The organism is Pilimelia anulata, assembly GCF_014647895.1.
In the GTDB taxonomy this organism is placed as follows: Bacteria; Actinomycetota; Actinomycetes; order Mycobacteriales; family Micromonosporaceae; genus Pilimelia; species Pilimelia anulata.
This window is the reverse complement of sequence record NZ_BMQB01000002.1, coordinates 240,753-259,028: the sequence shown is the minus strand read 5'-3', so window position 1 is coordinate 259,028 and position 18,276 is coordinate 240,753. Positions and strand designations below refer to the sequence as shown.

Annotated in this window: 15 protein-coding genes and 1 pseudogene; 5 read left to right on the top strand and 11 right to left on the bottom strand. The window is 75.8% G+C overall.

What is annotated here, in order from left to right; translation table 11 throughout:
- The first annotated feature begins 78 nt into the window (after positions 1–78).
- The 4 genes from IEY94_RS05950 to IEY94_RS05935 all read left to right on the top strand — a co-directional run bounded on the left by IEY94_RS05950 (position 79) and on the right by IEY94_RS05935 (position 5,033).
- Positions 79–1,233 (top strand): PQQ-dependent sugar dehydrogenase, encoded by a 1,155-nt coding sequence (locus IEY94_RS05950; protein WP_373291238.1) that lies wholly within the window; start codon positions 79–81, stop codon positions 1,231–1,233.
- On the top strand, positions 1,131–2,804 hold the full coding sequence (locus tag IEY94_RS05945) for a metallophosphoesterase family protein (RefSeq protein WP_229783406.1): 1,674 nt from the start codon (positions 1,131–1,133) through the stop codon (positions 2,802–2,804). The genes IEY94_RS05950 and IEY94_RS05945 overlap by 103 nt, the downstream gene beginning before the upstream one ends.
- A gap of 817 nt (positions 2,805–3,621) precedes the next feature.
- The gene (locus IEY94_RS05940) at positions 3,622–4,542 is read left to right on the top strand and encodes a matrixin family metalloprotease (protein ID WP_189169034.1); all 921 of its coding nucleotides are present in this window, start codon (positions 3,622–3,624) and stop codon (positions 4,540–4,542) included.
- A gap of 14 nt (positions 4,543–4,556) precedes the next feature.
- Positions 4,557–5,033, top strand: a complete 477-nt coding sequence (locus tag IEY94_RS05935) for a hypothetical protein (RefSeq protein ID WP_189169033.1) — start codon at positions 4,557–4,559, stop codon at positions 5,031–5,033.
- A 52-nt stretch (positions 5,034–5,085) separates the two neighbouring features.
- Here IEY94_RS05935 and gatB read toward each other — a convergent pair whose 3' ends face one another.
- Complete coding sequence (gatB, locus tag IEY94_RS05930) at positions 5,086–6,579, bottom strand: Asp-tRNA(Asn)/Glu-tRNA(Gln) amidotransferase subunit GatB (RefSeq protein WP_189169032.1); 1,494 nt, start codon at positions 6,577–6,579, stop codon at positions 5,086–5,088.
- Positions 6,580–6,686: 107 nt separating this feature from the next.
- Here gatB and IEY94_RS24490 point away from each other — a divergent pair.
- A pseudogene (locus IEY94_RS24490) lies at positions 6,687–6,959 on the top strand (YqeB family protein); the annotation flags it as partial.
- 173 nt (positions 6,960–7,132) lie between these two features.
- On the opposite strand, the gene IEY94_RS05925 reads toward IEY94_RS24490, so the two are convergent.
- The 10 genes from IEY94_RS05925 to IEY94_RS05880 form a co-directional block, all read right to left on the bottom strand.
- Positions 7,133–7,600 (bottom strand): OsmC family protein, encoded by a 468-nt coding sequence (locus tag IEY94_RS05925; protein ID WP_189169031.1) that lies wholly within the window; start codon positions 7,598–7,600, stop codon positions 7,133–7,135.
- Between the two features lie 141 nt (positions 7,601–7,741).
- Positions 7,742–7,945, bottom strand: coding sequence for an RNA-binding S4 domain-containing protein (locus tag IEY94_RS05920; protein WP_229783362.1), 204 nt, complete (start codon positions 7,943–7,945; stop codon positions 7,742–7,744).
- Between the two features lie 2 nt (positions 7,946–7,947).
- On the bottom strand, positions 7,948–9,423 hold the full coding sequence (gatA, locus tag IEY94_RS05915; protein WP_189169030.1) for an Asp-tRNA(Asn)/Glu-tRNA(Gln) amidotransferase subunit GatA: 1,476 nt from the start codon (positions 9,421–9,423) through the stop codon (positions 7,948–7,950).
- A gap of 2 nt (positions 9,424–9,425) precedes the next feature.
- A complete protein-coding gene (gatC, locus tag IEY94_RS05910; protein WP_189169029.1) occupies positions 9,426–9,725 on the bottom strand; it encodes an Asp-tRNA(Asn)/Glu-tRNA(Gln) amidotransferase subunit GatC in 300 nt (99 codons plus the stop codon).
- A 51-nt stretch (positions 9,726–9,776) separates the two neighbouring features.
- Complete coding sequence (locus IEY94_RS05905; protein ID WP_189169028.1) at positions 9,777–11,954, bottom strand: putative bifunctional diguanylate cyclase/phosphodiesterase; 2,178 nt, start codon at positions 11,952–11,954, stop codon at positions 9,777–9,779.
- A 129-nt stretch (positions 11,955–12,083) separates the two neighbouring features.
- Positions 12,084–14,231 (bottom strand): NAD-dependent DNA ligase LigA, encoded by a 2,148-nt coding sequence (gene ligA, locus IEY94_RS05900; protein WP_189169354.1) that lies wholly within the window; start codon positions 14,229–14,231, stop codon positions 12,084–12,086.
- Between the two features lie 180 nt (positions 14,232–14,411).
- The gene (locus IEY94_RS05895; RefSeq protein WP_189169027.1) at positions 14,412–15,428 is read right to left on the bottom strand and encodes an ADP-ribosylglycohydrolase family protein; all 1,017 of its coding nucleotides are present in this window, start codon (positions 15,426–15,428) and stop codon (positions 14,412–14,414) included.
- 141 nt (positions 15,429–15,569) lie between these two features.
- Entirely contained in the window at positions 15,570–16,574 is a 1,005-nt protein-coding gene (locus tag IEY94_RS05890; protein WP_189169026.1) for a uroporphyrinogen decarboxylase/cobalamine-independent methonine synthase family protein, read from the bottom strand.
- 209 nt (positions 16,575–16,783) lie between these two features.
- Positions 16,784–17,854 (bottom strand): tRNA 2-thiouridine(34) synthase MnmA, encoded by a 1,071-nt coding sequence (mnmA, locus tag IEY94_RS05885; RefSeq protein WP_189169025.1) that lies wholly within the window; start codon positions 17,852–17,854, stop codon positions 16,784–16,786.
- A gap of 32 nt (positions 17,855–17,886) precedes the next feature.
- Positions 17,887–18,255 carry a VOC family protein gene (locus IEY94_RS05880; RefSeq protein WP_189169024.1) on the bottom strand — a complete coding sequence of 123 codons (369 nt, stop codon included), beginning with the start codon at positions 18,253–18,255 and terminating at the stop codon, positions 17,887–17,889.
- Between the last annotated feature and the right edge of the window lie 21 nt (positions 18,256–18,276).

The following is an 18,276-nucleotide window of genomic DNA, read 5'->3' as shown; positions in this document are numbered from 1 at the left end:
CCGCCGGGGTCAGCCGACCGGACGACAGGAGGACTTGGCACCCGGCCGATTCGGGCTACGCTGGCGAGGGTGATCCCCCTGGTGCACCACCCCACCCCCCGCCGACCCGTGCGTCGCCGGGTCGGTGTCGCCGCCTGCCTCGGCGCCGCGCTGGCGCTGACGGGCTGCGGCCTCGGCTCCCCACCCGCCACCGAGAGCGCGGCCGCGCCGAAGCTGGCCAACGCGGAGCCCAGCGCCGACCCACCCGCGGTCACCACCCTCGTCACCGGCCTGCGCGTCCCGTGGGGCCTCGGCTTCCTGCCCGACGGCGGGGCTCTGGTCACCGAGCGTGACTCGCGCCGGCTGGTGAAGGTCGGGCCGGAGTCCAGCGGCGGCGGCCTGAAGGTCACCCCGTTGCAGACCATCAACGAGGCGGACGCCAACGGCGAGGGCGGGCTGCTCGGCCTGGCCGTGTCGCCGCAGTTCGCCTCGGACAACACCGTCTACCTCTACTACACCACCAAGCAGGACAACCGGATCGCCAAGCTGGTCGTCGGCGGCAAGCCCGCGCCGATCGTCACCGGCATCCCGATCTCCGGCATCCACAACGGCGGCCGGCTGGGCTTCGGCCCGGACGGCTTCCTGTACGCGAGCACCGGTGACGCCAGCCGGACCGGCAACAGCCAGGACCTCAAGAGCCTCGGCGGCAAGGTCCTGCGGATGACCCCCGACGGCAAGCCGGCGGCGGGCAACCCGTTCCCCGACTCGCTGGTCTGGTCGTACGGCCACCGCAACGTCCAGGGCTTCGCCTGGGACGCGGCCAAGCGGATGTACGCGACCGAGTTCGGCCAGAACACCTGGGACGAGATCAACCGGATCGAGCCCGGCAAGAACTACGGCTGGCCGAACGTCGAGGGCAAGGGCAACGACCCGAAGTACGTCAACCCGCTCGTGGTCTGGCGCACCGAGGAGTCGTCCTGCTCCGGCGGGGCGATCCTCGGCGACACCTTCTACGCCGCCTGCCTGCGCGGGCAGCGGGTGTGGGCGGTGAAGCTCGGCAGCGACGGCAACGTGGTCGGCTCGCCGACGGCGCTGCTGCGCCAGGAGTACGGCCGGATCCGGACCGCGGTGCCGGCGCCGGACGGCTCGCTCTGGCTGACCACCTCCAACCACGACGGGCGCGGCCAGCCGAAGCCCGACGACGACCGGATCCTGCGGTTCGTCCCGAACGGCACGGCGGCGGGGCGCACCTGAGCAGTCCGGGCCCGGCACGGACCCCGGCGGCGCTGCGGCGCGCCGGGGTCGCCGTCGGTCGCGGCGCGAGCGCGCTGGCCCGCGCCGCCCGCGGGGCGGGCCGGTGGCTCGCCGGCGCGGCCCGCGGGCCGGCCGGGCGGCGGGCCGGCGCGGGCCTGGCCGTCCTGCTCGTCGCCGTCGTCGGCGCCGGGGTCGCCGTCGCCGCGACCGCCCGGCTGGACGCCGACATCGGACCTTTCCGGACGATCCTGCAGGTCACGCCGTCGCTGACCGGCGACGCGGACGTCGAGATCCCGCCGCTGGGCGCGCTGTACCTGGACTCGCACGACGGGCCGGCGCACGTGACGGTCCGGCTGGACCGACTGGACCAGCAGCGGACCGCCGCCCTGATCACCGACCCCGACGGGGTCGCCCGGGCCAGCGCCACCGCCGTCACCGACCTCGGCTCGGCGTTGATCCGGCTCGCCCTGCGCACCCTGGCCGTCGCCGTGCTCGGGGCGGCGCTGCTCGGCTGGCTGGTGCTGCGCGACCGGCGCCGGGTCGCCTGGACCGCTGCGACCGCGCTGCTGCTGACCACCGGCGGGCTGGCCGCCGGCGCGGCCACGTTCCACCGCGGCGCGCTGGCCGAGCCCCGGTACGAGGGCCTGCTCACCAACGCCCCGGCGGTGGTCGGCGACGCCCGCCGGGTGGCCGACCGGTACGAGGAGTACGCCGGGCAGCTCCAGAAGCTGCTGACCAACGTCGGCCGGCTGTACGGCACGGTGTCGTCGCTGCCGACGTTCGAGGCGCAGCCGGGCACGGTCCGCGCGCTGCACGTCTCCGACCTGCACCTGAACCCGACCGCGTGGCCGACGATCCGGACGGTGGTCCAGCAGTTCGACGTGGACCTGGTGATCGACACCGGCGACATCACCGACTGGGGCACCGAGCCCGAGCAGTCGTACGTGGGCGCGATCGGCAGCCTCGGCGTGCCGTACGTGTTCATCCCCGGCAACCACGACTCGGCCGGGACCGCCGCGGCGGTGGCCCGGCAGCGCAACGCGGTCGTGCTGGACAACCGGGTGGTCCGGGTCGCCGGGCTGGGCATCGCCGGGATCGGCGACCCGCGGTTCACCCCGGACAAGCAGGCCGAGGCGGGCAAGCAGAGCATCGAGCGGCTGATCGACTCGGGGGCGGCGCTCGCCGCCACGGCCCGGGCGGCGAAGCCGCCGGTGGACATCGCGCTGGTCCACGACCCGGCGTCGGCGTCGGCGCTCAGCGGCGTGGTGCCGCTGGTGCTGGCCGGGCACACGCACCAGCGGGCGTTCGGCAGCCTGACCGCCGTACCGGGGCGGCCGGTCACCCGGCTGTCGGTCGCCGGGTCGACCGGCGGCGCCGGGCTGCGCGGGCTGGAGGGGTCGGAGCCGACGCCGCTGTCGATGTCGGTGCTGTACTTCGGCACCGACCGGCGGTTGCAGGCGTACGACGACATCGAGCTGGGCGGCACCGGCCGCTCCCAGGTGACGCTGGAACGGCACGTCGTCGGCGCCGCCGCCGAGCGGGCCGCGGCGGCGCGCCGCCCCGCGAGCTGAGCGGGGGGCGGCGCGCCGCCCCGGCGTGGCATGCACCACCCACGCCACGCCGGTGGCCCGGCCCGCCGGTGTCGTGGCGCCCGCGGGCCGGACCCGGTGCGGCTCAGTCGCCGGCGGCGGGGTCGGCCGGCGCGGGGTCGGCCGGCCGGCCGGGGGCGGGCGACGCGGCGTGGACCACTCGCATGTCGATCCTCATTTCTGCGGCGGGATCATCGTCCCGGCGAGCCTGCCCCGGCGTTGACGCGGGAGGCAACGGAATCGGTTCCGCGCGTGAAATTGTCGACCCGTTGGATTGCGTCCATTACGGACCGTCCGACTTTTTCACGCCCGTGACCATAGCCTTCACCATCGGAACGGCACGGTACGTGAGCCTCACTTTCCGATCCCGGGTCGTTCTCGCATGTCGCGGGCCGGCCGCGCGGAAGCAATTCCTGATCCATTTCGGCGGGCCACCCGAATGCGCCGCACTATTTGCCGCACGCCCGCGCTCCGCACGGCCCGCGGGTCATCCGCCCGATGATCAGCGTCAATGGGCAGCCGAGCGGCCGGCGATGGGACGGCGGGCCTCGCGGGATCCGCGGACGGTATTGCCGGGCCCGGTCGGGATGACTAGGCTCCCCTCGGCAAACTCCAGAATGGACTGCGGGCACCCGCGCGGCCGTCCCCCGGCGCGCCGGCGCGGGTCGGGTCCAGCGCGCCCCGCGACCGGGGCGCGCCATGCCGCCCGCCGGTCGGCGACCGCCCCGGCGCTGGGCCGGACGGGCCGGCCGAACGACTCGGGAGGCGCCGCCGGCGGCGGCGCCCGGACGGAGGGCCTGTGCGGCAAGGGCGACGCAAGTGGATGGGGCTGCTGCTGGCGGCGGCGGTGGCGATGGCGGGCACCCCCGCGGCGGCAGCGCCGCCGGCACCCCGGCCAGCAGCCGGCACCGCGGCGGCGACCGGCGAACCGGCGCCCGACACCCCGAGCGGCGAGCCGGCGCTTGACACCCCGACCGGCGAGCCAGCGCCCGACACCCCGACCGGCGAGCCGGCCCCCGACGGCGAGGGCGGCGCGGCGGACGCGCACGCCGACCACCGGGAGCCGCTGGAGGTGTGGGCCGTCGCGCCCGCGGGCGAGGACGTCATCGAGGTGTCGGTGTACACGCCGGGCGACGGCGTGACCCCCGACGAGCTGTACCGCGAGCTGTCCGGCCAGGGCGTGCGCGGCCTGCGCCCGCCCGGCGCCGGGTCGCCGAACTGCCGGATCCGCACCGCGTACGCCCTCGACGACGGCAAGTGCCCACCGATCCGCTGGACCTGGTCCGGGTACGCCGACCCGCAGGTGTACTTCCGCGACCGCACGCCCGCGAACTGGCCCGTCCGCGAGGCCGTCAACGGCTGGAACCGCTCCCCCGGCGTCGACTCGTTCTGGACCGGCGGCGCCTGCCCGCGGGCCCGCAAGCACTGCGTCGAGGTGCGCAGCGGCGACTTCGGCAAGGGCTGGGCCGGCAATACCACCTTCAAGATGACGATGGGCCGCAACTTCATCGATGGTACGGTGCTGGTTCGCCTGAACGACCGGTACGCCAACGGTGCCGCCGACCGGCGCAGCACCGCCTGCCACGAACTCGGCCACGCCCTCGGCGTCGGCCACAACACGTCGACGGCGAGCTGCATGTACGCCGTGGACACCGCCAGCGATCCGACCCAGCCGCACGCCAGCGACATCGACCTGCTGCGCCGGGTGATCTACCCATGACGAAGGGGCGAGTCATGCCACGCCACGGGCGCACCGCGCTGACCCTGCTCACCCTGTCCGTACCCGCGCTCGCCGGCTGCGCCGGCACGGGCCCGATGAGTGCGCCCGAGATCGTCAGCATCGCGCACACCGACAACTCGGCCGGCCCCGAGCGGGCGCTGGTCGACCCGACCGACCCGGCCGCGCCGCGCGGCGGCCCGGCGGCGCCGGTGCGGGGGCAGGCGTACCCGTACGACCTGTACACCCACTGCGGGCTCGAGTTCGCCCGGTTCGGCGGCCGGACCTGGCGCGTCACGCCGGCCCGCCCGGAGCCGCTGCCCCGGGCCGACGCCGCGGGCGTGGAGACCTACACCGGGTACACGGCCGGGACGATGACGCTGATGGCGCCGGCCGTCGCCCGGTTCGTGATGGACGCCCGCCGGGTCGTGGTGACCGGCTCGCCGGTGATCCTGTTCACCCCGACGGCCGCGCGGCCGCCGATCTGCCGCTGACGCACGCGACCCCGGCCGGTCGGCCGGGGTCGCCATCGGACGGGCGCCGCCGTCAGGTCAGGCGGGCCAGGATCAGCTCGCGGACCGTCTTCGCGTCCGCCTGCCCGCCGGTCGTCTTCATCACCGCGCCGACCAGTGCCCCGGCCGCCGCCACCTTGCCGTCGCGGACCTTCGCCGCCACGTCCGGGTTGGCCTCGATCGCCGCGTCCACCGCGGCGGTCAGCGCGCCGGTGTCCGACACGACCCCCAGCCCGCGCGCGGCCATCACCGCGGCCGGGTCGCCCTCGCCCGCGACGACGCCCTCCAGCACCACCCGGGCCAGCTTGTCGTTGAGCTTGCCGGCGTCCACCAGCGCCTGCAGCGCGGCCACCTGCGCCGGCGCCGCGCCGACGGCGGCCAGCTCGATGCCCTGCTCGTTGGCCCGCCGGGCCAGCTCGCCCAGCCACCACTTGCGGGCGCCGGCCGCGGTCGCGCCGGCCGCGACCGTCTCCTCGATCAGCTCGACCGCGCCGGCGTTGACCACCGCGGCCATGTCGAGGTCGCTCAGGCCCCACGCGGCCTGGAGCCGCTGCCGGTGCACCCGCGGCGGCTCGGGCAGCGCGGCGCGCAGCTCGGCCACCCAGTCGGCGTCCGGGGCCAGCGGGACCAGGTCGGGCTCCGGGAAGTACCGGTAGTCCGTCGCCGTCTCCTTGGACCGGCCGGACGTCGTCTCGCCGGTGTCCTCGTGGAAGTGCCGGGTCTCCTGGACGATCGACCCGCCGCCGTCGAGCACGCCGGCCTGGCGGATCATCTCGCTGCGCACGCTGCGCTCGACGCTGCGCAGCGAGTTGACGTTCTTCGTCTCGGTCCGGGTGCCCCAGTCGGCGCCGGGGAGGTTCAGCGAGGTGTTGACGTCGCAGCGCATCGAGCCCTGCTCCATCCGGACGTCGGACACGCCCAGCGCGCGGATCACGTCGCGCAGCTCGGTCACGTACGCCTTGGCGACCAGCGGGGCGCGCTCCCCCGTACCGGTGATCGGCTTGGTCACGATCTCCACCAGCGGGATGCCGGCCCGGTTGTAGTCGACCAGCGACTCGGTGGCGCCGTGGATCCGGCCGGTGGCCCCGCCGACGTGCAGGGTCTTGCCGGTGTCCTCCTCCAGGTGCACCCGCTCGATCCCCACCCGGACGGTCTCGCCGTCGAGGTCCACGTCCAGCCAGCCGTCGGTGCACAGCGGCTCGTCGTACTGGCTGATCTGGTAATTCTTCGGCATGTCCGGGTAGAAGTAGTTCTTCCGCGCGAACCGGCACCAGGCCGCGATGTCGCAGTTGAGCGCGAGGCCGATCCGGATCGTCGCCTCGATCGCCGCCTTGTTCGCCACCGGCAGCGAGCCGGGCAGGCCCAGGCAGACGGGGCAGACCCGGGTGTTGGGCTCGCCGCCGAAGTCGGTCGGGCAGGCGCAGAACATCTTGGTCCGCGTGCCCAGCTCCACGTGCGTCTCCAGGCCGATCACCGGTTCGTACCGGCGGAGGACGTCCTCGTACGACGGCGAGACGATCGCGCTCATCAACAGCCTCCCGCTGGGAACCGACAACCGCTCCACCCTATCGCCACCGCCCGCCGCGGCCGTGCTCCCCCACCGGATACGGGCGCGGGCGGCGCCGGCCCGGCACCATGGCGGGCGTGGGTGACGGGCGCTGGACGGCACGGGGCGGGCCGGCGGGTCGGCAACGTCGCGCTGCTGGTCGGGCTCGGCCTGCCGGGCTGCTGGCCGGCGCCGGGCTCGCGGTGGCCGACCGCGTCGAGCAGCTCGCGGTCGCGTTCGGGCCGGAGGACCTCACCGTACGGCGGCCGGACCGGCGGACGGCGCTGGCCCGCGCCGACGTGGCCGGCCTGTTCCGGGAGAAGGGCGAGCTGGTGGTGGCTCGGCCACGGCGGCGCCGAGCTGCTGCGGATCAAGGGGGACGCGCCGGTGGCCGCGCTGCGCGCCGCGGCCGGCGCGCACGGGTACGCCCGGCACGAGTCGGGCGGTGGCGGTGGCCCAGCGTCCCCCGGCAACGGTGTGCGGGGCGACGGCGACACCCCGCCCGTCCAGCGGTGGCGCGATCGCGGGCGGGGTGTCAGGCGGCGCGGACCGTCGGCTCGTGCCGGACCGGGAAGTTCACCGAGTTGGCGATGAAGCAGGCCCGGTGCGCGTCCGCGTGCAGCTCGGTGGCCCGCGCGACCATGCCGGCTTCGGCGACCGTGACCTCCGGGTACAGCACCGCCTCCGTGAACCGCCCGCCCTTCGCCCCGGCGCTCATCCTCCCGCGGGCCCGGTCGGCGTACGCCGTGACGACGACGCCGTTCGTCGCGCACAGGTGCAGGTAGGACAGCAGGTGGCACTGGGCCAGCGCGGCGAGCAGCAACTGCTCCGGGTTCCACCGGGCGGCGTCGCCACGGAACGTCGGGTCCGCGCTGCCGGCGATCGGCGGGAGGCCCTCCGCGGCGACGTCGTGCTCCCGCCCATACGCCCGGTAGTCGCTGGTACCCGGGCCGCGGTTGCCGGTCCAGGTGACGGTGACGGCGTACCGATGCTCCACGCCCACCACCCTAGCCGGCCCGCCCGCCGGTGGGCCGGACGGCCGGCAGCGGCGACGCAGCGGGCGACCCCGGCCGACGGCCGCCGGGTGTCGGGTGTCGGTGTGTCGGCGGGCGTCGGCAGGGCGGCGGGGCGGGGCGGGGCGGGGTCAGCGCAGGCGGCAGCGGTGGCGGCCGAGGGTGACCGTGTCGCCGGGGCGCAGTTGCCGGCCGCGGCGCAGCTCGACCTCGCCGTTGACCCGGACCAGTCCGGCGGCGATCGTCTCCTTGGCGTCGCCGCCGGTCTCGACCAGGTCGGCCAGCTTGAGGAGCTGGCCGAGCCGGATCCCGTCCGGCCCGACCTCGATCTCCACGGCTACAGCGCCGGCGGGGCGAGCGTGCCCACGGCGGATTCCAGCGCGGCGGCCACCCGGTACATCCGGTCGTCGCCCATCGTCGGCGCCATGACCTGCAGGCCGACCGGCAGCCCCTCGGACAGCCCGCACGGCACCGAGATCGCCGGCCCGCCGTACAGGTTGGTGGGGATGGTGAACAGGTCGGCCAGGTACATCTGGTACGGGTCCGACGTGCGCGCCCCGAACGGGAACGCCACGAACGGCGTGGTCGGCGAGACCAGCGCGTCGACCGTGCCGAACGCCGCCGTGAAGTCGCGGGTGATCAGCGTCCGCACCTTCTGCGCCTGCCCGTAGTACGCGTCGTAGTACCCGGACGACAGTGCGTACGTGCCCAGGATGATCCGCCGCTTGACCTCGGGCCCGAACCCGGCCTCCCGGGTCAGCGACATGACCTCCTCCAGCGACCGCCGCCCGTCGTCGCCGGCCCGCAGCCCGAACCGGACCCCGTCGAACCGGGCCAGATTGGACGAGCACTCGCTCGGCGCGATCAGGTAGTACGCCGGCAGCGCGTACGCGAAGTGCGGGCAGGACACCTCGACGATCTCGGCGCCGAGCTTGGTCAGCCGCTCCAGCGCGTCCCGGAACGCGGCGGCGACGCCCGGCTCGGCGCCGTCGCCGGCGAACTCGCGCACCACGCCCAGCCGGACGCCGGACAGGTCGCCGGCGGCGCCGCGGCGGGCCGCCTCGACCACCGGCGGGACCGGGGCGGGGATGGACGTGGAGTCCATCGGGTCGTGGCCGCCGATGACCGCGTGCAGCAGGGCGGCGTCGGTGACGGTCCGGGCGCAGGGCCCCGGCGTGTCCAGCGAGGAGGAGAAGGCGACCAGCCCGTACCGCGAGGTGCCGCCGTACGTCGGCTTCGCGCCGACCGTGCCGGTGACCGCGCCGGGCTGGCGGATCGAGCCGCCGGTGTCGGTGCCGATGGCCAGCGGCGCCTCGTACGCGGCCACGGCCGCCGCCGAGCCGCCGCCGGAGCCGCCGGGGATCCGGCCGAGGTCCCACGGGTTGCGGGTCGGGCCGTACGCCGAGTACTCGGTGGAGGAGCCCATCGCGAACTCGTCCATGTTGGTCTTGCCGAGCATGACCAGGCCGGCGTCGCGGAGCCGGGTCACCAGCGTCGCGTCGTACGGCGGGCGCCAGCCCTCAAGGATCCTCGACCCGGCCGTGGTGGGGATGCCGGCGGTGGCCAGCACGTCCTTGACGGCGATCGGGACGCCGGCCAGCGGGCCGAGCGGCTCGCCGGCCGTGCGCCGGGCGTCGACCGCGCGGGCGGCGGCGAGCGCCCCCTCGGCGTCGACGTGCAGGAACGCGTGCACCCGCTCGTCGACGGCGGCGATCCGGTCCAGGTGCGCCCGGGTGATCTCCTCGGCGCTGGCCTCGCCGGCGCCGACCAGGCGGCCCAGCTCCTCGGCGGTGGCGGTGGTGGGGTCGGTCATGCTCACGCCTCCTCGTCCAGGATGCGCGGCACCCGGAACCGGTCCCCGTGCGCGTCCGGCGCGCCGGCCAGGGCGGCGGCGCGGTCCAGGCCCGGCCGGACCTCGTCCTCGCGCAGCACGTTGGTCAGCGGGACCGAGTGCGAGGTGGGCGGGATGTCGGCGGCGGCGACCTCGCCGATCCGGGCGACGGCCTGCAGGATGACGTCGAGCTGCCCGGCGAACCGGTCCAGCTCGTCGTCGGTCACGGCGAGCCGCGACAGGCGCGCGAGGTGCGCGACCTCCTCGCGGGAGATGGCGGCCATCGGTCCCCCTCGTGCTCGTACGGCGTGGCCCGGGCGGGCGACCGGTCGAGTCTATTTGCTGCGCCGGCTCGCGGAGGCGGCCGGGGTCGAGGGGCGTGTCGGCGGGTCGGCGGCGGGCGCGGCGGCGTCGGCGCGGGCGGCGGGCTCGTCGGCCGTACCGTCGCGGGGGGCGACCGGCCGCGGGCCGGCGGCGCCGGGGCGGGCCGGGGTGACCGGCCGGTACCGGCCCAGCCAGCCGACCAGGTCGGCCGCGGGCATCGGCCGGGCGTGGAACCAGCCCTGGGCGACGTGGCAGCCGGCGGCGTACAGGGCGCGCCAGATCCGCTCGTCCTCCACGCCCTCGGCGACGACCCGCAGGCCGAGCGCGCCGGCCAGCTCGATGATCGACCGGACGATCGCCGCGTCGTCGGGGTCGGCGGCCATGCCGAGGACGAACGAGCGGTCGATCTTGACTTCGGTCAGCGGCAGCCGGCGCAGGTGGGACATGGACGAGTACCCGGTGCCGAAGTCGTCCAGCGCGATCGCCACGCCGATCCGGTCCAGCTTGCCGATCGTGGCCAGCACCCGGCGCGGGTCGGCCATCAGCGCGCCCTCGGTGATCTCGAGCTGGACCAGGTGCGGCGGCAGGTCGTGCTCGGCCAGCAGCCCGGCGATCTGGTCGACCAGCTCGCCGGTGTGCAGGTCGCGGACGCTGACGTTGAGCGACGCGCGCAGCGGGCACCCGGCCGCGGCCCAGGCGGCGACCTGGCCGATGACGGTGTCCACGACGCGGCGGGTGAGCAGGGCCATCACGGCGGTCTGCTCGGCGACCCGGATCAGCTCCTCGGGGTCGACCAGCCCGCGCCGGGGGTGCCGCCAGCGCAGCAGCGCCTCGACGCCGACGACCTCGCCGGTGGCGATGTCGACCTGCGGCTGGTAGTACATGGCGATCTCGTCGCTGGTCGGGTCCTCCAGCACCCGGCGCAGGTCGGCGAGCAGGGCCAGCCGCTCGGCGGAGTGGTGGTCGGACTCGGGCGCGTACACGGCGACGCCGGAGCCGCTGTGCTTGGCCTCGTACATCGCCACGTCGGCCCGGCGCAGCAGCGTGGTGACGTCGTCGCCGTGCCGCGGGTAGAGGGCGATGCCCATCGAGGCGTCGACGTCCAGCGGCAGGCCGTCGAGGACGACCGGGGCGCGCAGCGCGGCGACCAGCCGGGCGGCCAGCTCCCGGGCGCGGCCGTCGGTGGGCACCCCGAGGGAGAGGACGGCGAACTCGTCCCCGCCGAGCCGGGCGACCAGGTCGTCCGGGCCGGCCGCGGCGACGAGCCGGTGCCCCACCTCGACCAGCAGCCGGTCGCCGACCGCGTGCCCGAGGGCGTCGTTGACGTGCTGGAACCGGTCCAGGTCGAGCAGGATCAGCGCCATCGGCGTCCGCCCGACCCGGCCGCGGGCCGCGGCCCGGCTGGCCACGGCGTTGACCAGCGCGGTGCGGCTGGCCAGGCCGGTGAGGGCGTCGTACCGGTCCCGCTCGGCGTGCTCGGCGGCGAGCCGGCTCATCCGGTACACCGCGTACAGCGGGACCAGCACCAGCGGGATCAGCGCCGGGGTGGCCGCGGCGGCGCTGAGCATGATCGGGCTGAGCAGCAGCAGCGCCGCGGTCGCCAGCGCCTCGACGCCGAGGCCGTGCGCCAGCTCGCTGGGCCAGCTCCGGCCGAAGCGCAGGTGCACGGCGTACGTGACGGCGCCGGTGTTGACCGCGAACCAGGCCAGGCCGGCGAGGCCGAGCAGCGCGACCCCGCGCCAGCTCTGCGGCACGCCGGGCGGGGCCTGGCCGCCGAGGCGCAGGACGAGGTCGGCGGCGGCGAGCGCGAGGGTGTACTGGCCGAGGTTGAACACCGCCCGCCAGATGGCGTGCCGCTGCCGGACGGCGGCCACGACGACCGCGGCGGCCTGGACGGCGACGGCGGCGCCCAGCCCCCACTGGAGCAGGATGGCGAAGGCGAAGCAGATCGACGGGAAGATGGCCGAGGTGCGCCGCCGGCCGGGCGGGACGAAGGGGCGGGCGTCGCTGACGACGGCGAGGGTGGCCATCAGCCAGAAGCCGGCGGGCAGCGCGGGCAGGGTGCCGGCGAGGCGCAGCAGCGGACCGGCGCACACCACGACCGCGGCCAGCACCGTCGCCAGGGCGAACCCGTAGAACGGCACCGCCCGGTCGCGGGGCACGGTGTTCCGCGACGCTTCAGGCTCCATAGCGAACCTCCGACGCCTCATCCGGCTGCGGCCGTACCGGAGGGGCCGCCACCACTCACGGCACACGCTACGGAGTACGGGACACTAAGGGACTAACCGGACTTAGCTGTAATAAAGTTGCAATCCTCGCTAAGCAGATGAATCACTCTCAGTCCCCGTCTCACCACGCTGTGCGACTGCCAGCGCCGCCTCCGGGCCCTCCCGCAGCAGCAGCGCGAAACCGTCCTCGTCGAGTACCGGAACCCTGAGCGTCACCGCCTTGTCGTACTTGCTCCCCGGGTTGTCGCCCACCACCACGAAGCCGGTCTTCTTCGAAACGGCTCCGCTGACCTTCCCCCCGCGCGATGTCACCGCCTCGGTGGCCTGATCCCGCGAGAAGGACGCGAGGGTTCCGGTCACCACCACGGTCATCCCCTCCAGCGGGCGCGGACCCTCCTCCCCCGCCGCTTCCGCCATGCGGACGCCGGCGGCGCGCCACTTCGCCACGACCTCACGGTGCCAGTCCACAGCAAACCATTGCCGGACGCTTTCCGCGATAGTCGGACCGACCCCTTCTACGGCAGCCAAATCGGCGACGGCCGCGCCGGCGATCCCGTCCAGCGAGCGGAAGTGCCTGGCCAGCGCCTGCGCGGCGGTGGGTCCGACATGCCGGATGGACAGCGCGACAATTACCCTCCATAGTGGCCTTGCCTTGGCCACCTCGAGGTGCTCCAGCAGCTTGGACGCATTGCTGCCCAACGATCCGTCCTTGTTCACGAAGAACGGGCAGGAGGCGAGCGCATCGGCGTCCACGGCGAACAGGTCGCCCTCGTCGGCGATGACGCCGTACTCCAGTAGCGCGTTGGCCGCCTTGAAACCGAGCACCTCGATGTCGAGCCCGCCGCGCCCGGCGAGGTGGAACACCCGCTCGCGCAGTTGCGCGGGGCAGGTCCGATTGTTCGGGCAGCGGATATCGACGTCGCTCTCCTTGGCCGGCGCGAGCGGCGTGCCGCAGGCCGGGCAGTCCGCCGGCATGGCGAACGCGCGGGCGTCCGCCGGGCGCCGCTCGACCACCGGGCCGAGCACCTCGGGGATGACGTCGCCGGCCTTGCGGATCACCACGGTGTCGCCGATCAGCACGCCCTTGCGGACGACCTCGCGGGCGTTGTGCAGCGTGGCCAGGGCGACCGTGGAGCCGGCGACCAGGACCGGCTCCAGCACCGCGAACGGGGTCACCCGGCCGGTCCGGCCGACGTTGACCTGGATGTCGCGCAGCAGCGTGGTGACCTCCTCGGGCGGGTACTTGTACGCGATCGCCCAGCGCGGCGCCCGGCTGGTCGAGCCCAGCCGGCCCTGCACCGCGACGTCGTCCACCTTGATCACCACGCCGTCGATCTCGTGCGCCACGTCGTGCCGGTGCGCGGCGTAGTGCGCGATGTACCGGTGCACCGCCTTCAGGTTCTTCGCGACCTTCCACAGCTTGCTCACCGGCAGGCCCCACCGGGCCATCGTCCGGTACGCCGCCGACTGGGCGGTCAGCGTCAGCCCGCGGCGGGCGCCGATGCCGTGCACGACCATCCGCAGCGGCCGGGACGCGGTCACCCGCGGGTCCTTCTGCCGCAGGCTGCCGGCGGCCGCGTTGCGCGGGTTGGCGAACGGCGCCTTCCCCTGCTCGACCAGGCCCGCGTTCAGCTCGGCGAAGCCGGCGACCGGGAAGTACACCTCGCCGCGGATCTCGACCAGCTCGGGCAGGTCGGCGCCGGCGAGCCGGTCGGGCACGTCGGCGATCGTGCGCACGTTGGCGGTCACGTCCTCGCCGGTGCGGCCGTCGCCGCGGGTGGCCGCCCGGACCAGCCGGCCGTGCTCGTACGTCAGGTTGATCGCCAGGCCGTCGACCTTGACCTCGCAGAGGTAGGCGACCTCGCCGCCGGCGTCCCGGACCACCCGCTCGGCCCACGCGGCCAGCTCGTCGTCGTCGAACGCGTTGTCCAGCGACATCATCCGCTCGGCGTGCGCGACCGGGGTGAAGTCGGTGGAGAAGGTGCCGCCGACCCGCTGGGTCGGCGAGTCGGGGGTGCGCAGCGCCGGGTACCGCTCCTCCAGCGCGCCCAGCTCGCGCAGCAGGGCGTCGAAGTCGGCGTCCGGGATCGTGGGCGCGTCCAGCACGTAGTACCGGAACTGGTGCGCGGTCAGCTCGTCGGCCAGCTCCGCGTGCCGGGCCAGCGCGGCCGGGGGCGGCTCCGCCCCGGCGGCCGCGGCGGTCGCGGCGTCGTCGGGCTGGGATACCTCGCCGGCCACCGGGACGACGGCGGGAGCGGGGCGGGCGTTGTCGGGCACCGGTGACCTCCATGATCGCGGCGGTGAGGCGATAGTGCCGCACGACGCACGCTAGTCACCGGCTACGACACGCGGCCGGGTGGCCGGGCGACCGGGCCGGGTCGGCCGGGTGCACCCGGTCCGGGCGGTCGGTCCGGGCGGTCAGTCCGCCGCCTCCTCCTCCCAGGTGGCGCTCAGCACGCGGAGCTGGTCGGCGTACTCGATCCGGTCCGCCCAGGCCGCCGGCCAGGCCGCCATGCCGTGCACCGCGCCGAGGAAGGCACCGGTCAGGGCCGCGATCGAGTCCGAGTCCCCCGAGGTGGTGGCGCCGCGGGCCAGCGCCGCGACCGGGTCGTCGGCGTGCCGCAGCGCGCAGTACAGGGCCGTGGACAGCGCCTCCTCGGCCACCCAGCCGGCGCCGGTGGCCAGGCACGGGTCGCCGCCGTCGTCGGGGCGGGCGACCGCGCCGCGCAGCCGGTCCAGCGCGGCTGCGCACTCGTCCCAGCCGCGGGCGACGAACGCCGCCGGGTCGGCCACGCCGGGCTGCCGCCACAGGTCGCCCAGCCAGTCCTCCCGGTACACCGTCCGCTGGGAGTCGCAGCGCGCCCGCAGCAGCGCCGGCAGCTCGGCCAGCGGGCCGCCGTCGCGCAGCACCCAGACGGCCAGCGCGGTCAGCTCGGCGGCGGCCAGCGCGGTCGGATGACCGTGGGTGAGGGCGGCCTGGAACTGGGCCATCCCGGCCAGGCTCTCCGGGTCCAGGCCGTTGACCAGGCCGACCGGGGTGGCCCGCATGTTGGCGCCGCAGCCCTTGGAGTCGGGGACGGTCGCCTCGCGCCAGGGCCGCCCGGCGGCCAGCCGGCCGATCGCCTCCAGGCACGTCTTGCCGGGGGCGCGGGACGGGTCGGCGTTCATCGCCCAGGCGACGTACCGGGCGCGGAGCAGGGGTTCGAGGAGGGCGGGGGTGGGGCCGTCGGCGTCGTACAGCGACCACGCCACCGCCAGGGCCAACTGGGTGTCGTCCGTGACCCGGGCGGGGTCGCCGATCAACTCCCGCGGGCCGCCGGGTCCGTACCGATCGATGATGGCGCCGTGGTCGAGGAACTCGACCGGCGCGCCGAGCGCGTCCCCGTAGGCGAGTCCGAACAGTGAGCCGGTGACCCGCAGCACCGTCAGCTCCACACCCGGCACACCGGCCGGGTGTCACGGGCGGGGAGCTGCCAGGGGGTCCGTGGATCGGAACAGTCGAGCACAATCACGTGCAAGCGGCCAATCACGGCAACTCCTTCCATTGATGGTCGTGAACCATAGCGGGGTTGTGATCTACACGCCAATCCTGTCCCGCAGCTCCCGACCGGCCCGGTAACAGGCCGTGAGCAGGGCCCGGGCGCGCGCCCCCGAGCCGCCGGCCAGCCCGCACGCCGGCGTGACGACGACCTGCGCCGGCAACTGCGCGGGCGCGAAGCCGAGTACGTGCCACCACCGCTCCACCCGATCCGCGATCACCATCGGGTTCGCCGGCATCTGCGGGTCGGTCGCTGCCGCTCCGGCGAACACCCCCAACCCACGGTCGAGGGCCAGGCCGAGTTCATCCAGGTCGCCGATTTGATCAAGGTCGATGGCCGCGGCGGCGGCCCCGGCCTCGGCGATCAGCGACACCGGCGGGTCGGCGGCGCAGCAGTGCACGACCGCGGGGACGCCGGCCTCGGCGATCACCAGGGCCAGCGCCGCCCGGACCACGTCGTCGCCGACCGGCCGGACGGTGGACAGGGTGCTCGCCGTCGGCACCCGGCCGGCCCGGACCGCGGCCAGCAGCGGCTCGTCCAGTTGCAGCAGCACGGTCGCCCCCGGCACCCGGGCGGCGACCGCGGCGACGTGCGCCCGGACGCCGTCGGCCAGCGCCGCGGCCAGGTCCCGGGCGGCGCCGGGGTCGGCCAGGGCGGGGCCGCCGCGCGGTAGCTCCAGCGTCGCCGCCAGCGTCCACGGGCCGGCGACCTGCACCTTCAGCGGGCCGGCGTACCCGCTGGCCTGGGCGGTGAGCTGGTCCAGGTCGCGCTCCATCAGGTCCCGGGTCACCCGCAAATCCCGGCCGGGGCGGGCGGCGAGCCGCCAGCGGGCCGCGTACAGCTCGACCGGGGTCTCGGTGAGCAGCCCGGCGCCGCGGCCGACGAGGTCGGCGCCGGGCCCGCGGGCGGGCAGTTCGGCGAGGTGCGGGAGGTCGGGTAGCTCGCCCAGGACGGTCTTCTGCGCCTCGGCGATGTCCACGCCGGGCAGGGAACCGATGCCGGTGGCGGAGCCGGCGGGCCAGGGCCACGTCTGCGCGCTCATGACCGCCGACGTTACCGCGCGGTCACCCCGGCGGGTGACCCGCGTCACCGCCTTTCGGCGAAAGGCGCACGGCCCGCGCCGCTCCCTGCGCCGGCGCCCCGTCCGGGCGGGCCCCGCGCGGCCGGGGCGGTACCCGGCCCGGCCGGGTCCGCGGCGGGCTGCCGCGGCGGCCCGGGCGGGGTGCCGGCGGGGGTTGCCCGGCCGGCCGGTCAGGTGATGGTGGCGGAGCCGAGAACGACGTCGCCGGCCGGGTCCGGACGGTACGCCACCAGGGCCTGACCCGCGGCGACGCCGCGCGCGGGCCGGCGCAGCCGGGCCGTCCACCCGTCCGGGTCGGCGTGCAGGACGGCGGCGATCGGCGTGCCGTGGGCGCGCAACTGCACCTCGCACTCGACCGGCCCGGACGGCCCGGCGCCGCCGGTCCACACCGGACGCGCGGCCCGCACCTCGGCCACCTCCAGCGCCTCGGCCGGACCGACCGTGACCGTATTGGTGACGGGCGTCACGGCGAGGACGTACCGCGGGCGGCCGTCCGGGGCCGGGCGGCCGAGGTGCAGGCCGCGGCGCTGGCCGACCGTGTACGCGTACGCGCCGGTGTGCGTGCCGAGGACCGTGCCGGTGGCGGCGTCGACGATCTCCCCCGGCCGCTCGCCCAGCTCGCGGGCGAGGAAGCCGCGGGTGTCGCCGTCGGCGATGAAGCAGATGTCGTGCGAGTCCGGCTTGTCCGCCACCGCCAGGCCGCGGGCGGCCGCCTCGGCGCGGACCTCGGCCTTGGTGGCGTCGCCGAGCGGGAACAGCGCCCGGTCGAGCTGGTCGCGGGTGAGGACGGCGAGCACGTACGACTGGTCCTTGGCGGCGTCGACGCTGCGCCGCAGCAGGCCGTCGGCGCCGAGCCGGGCGTGGTGGCCGGTGGCGACGGCGTCGAAGCCGAGGGCGACCGCCCGGTCCAGCACCGCCGCGAACTTGATCTTCTCGTTGCAGCGTAGGCACGGGTTGGGGGTACGCCCGGCCGCGTACTCGGCGACGAAGTCCGCCACGACGTCGGCGCGGAACTCCGCGGCCATGTCCCACACGTAGAACGGGATTCCGAGCACGTCGGCGGCCCGGCGGGCGTCGCGGGCGTCCTCCAGGGTGCAGCAGCCGCGCGCGCCGGTGCGGAACGTGCCGGGGTTCGCCGACAGCGCGAGGTGCACGCCGGTCACCTCGTGACCGGCGTGGACGGCGCGGGCGGCGGCGACCGCCGAATCCACCCCGCCGGACATGGCCGCCAGAACTCGCACCCGACCACGGTACTCCCCGGCGGCCGGCGGGCTCACTGCCCCCAGACGAGGCAGAACGGGTGCCCGGCCGGGTCGGCGTACACCCGGAACCCGCTGGTCGTGCCGCCGCCGCCGGGCAGCCGCCGGGCGCCGAGGGCGAGCGTGCGGACCTCGGCGGCCTCGACGTCGTCGACCTCGACGTCCAGGTGGAACTGCTGCGGCACCCCCGGCTCCGGCCAGGTCGGCGGCGGGTTGTCCGGCGCCCGCTGGAACGCCAGCCGGACGGCGTCGCCGGCGCGCAGCGTCACCCAGTCGTCGTCGGCGTCGACGACGGACAGGCCGGTCAGCTCGGCGTAGAACGCCGCCAGGGCCCGCGGATCCGGACAGTCCAGCACGATCGAGTGCAGCTTCCCCACGCTCATGGCCCGACCGTAGCGCCGGGG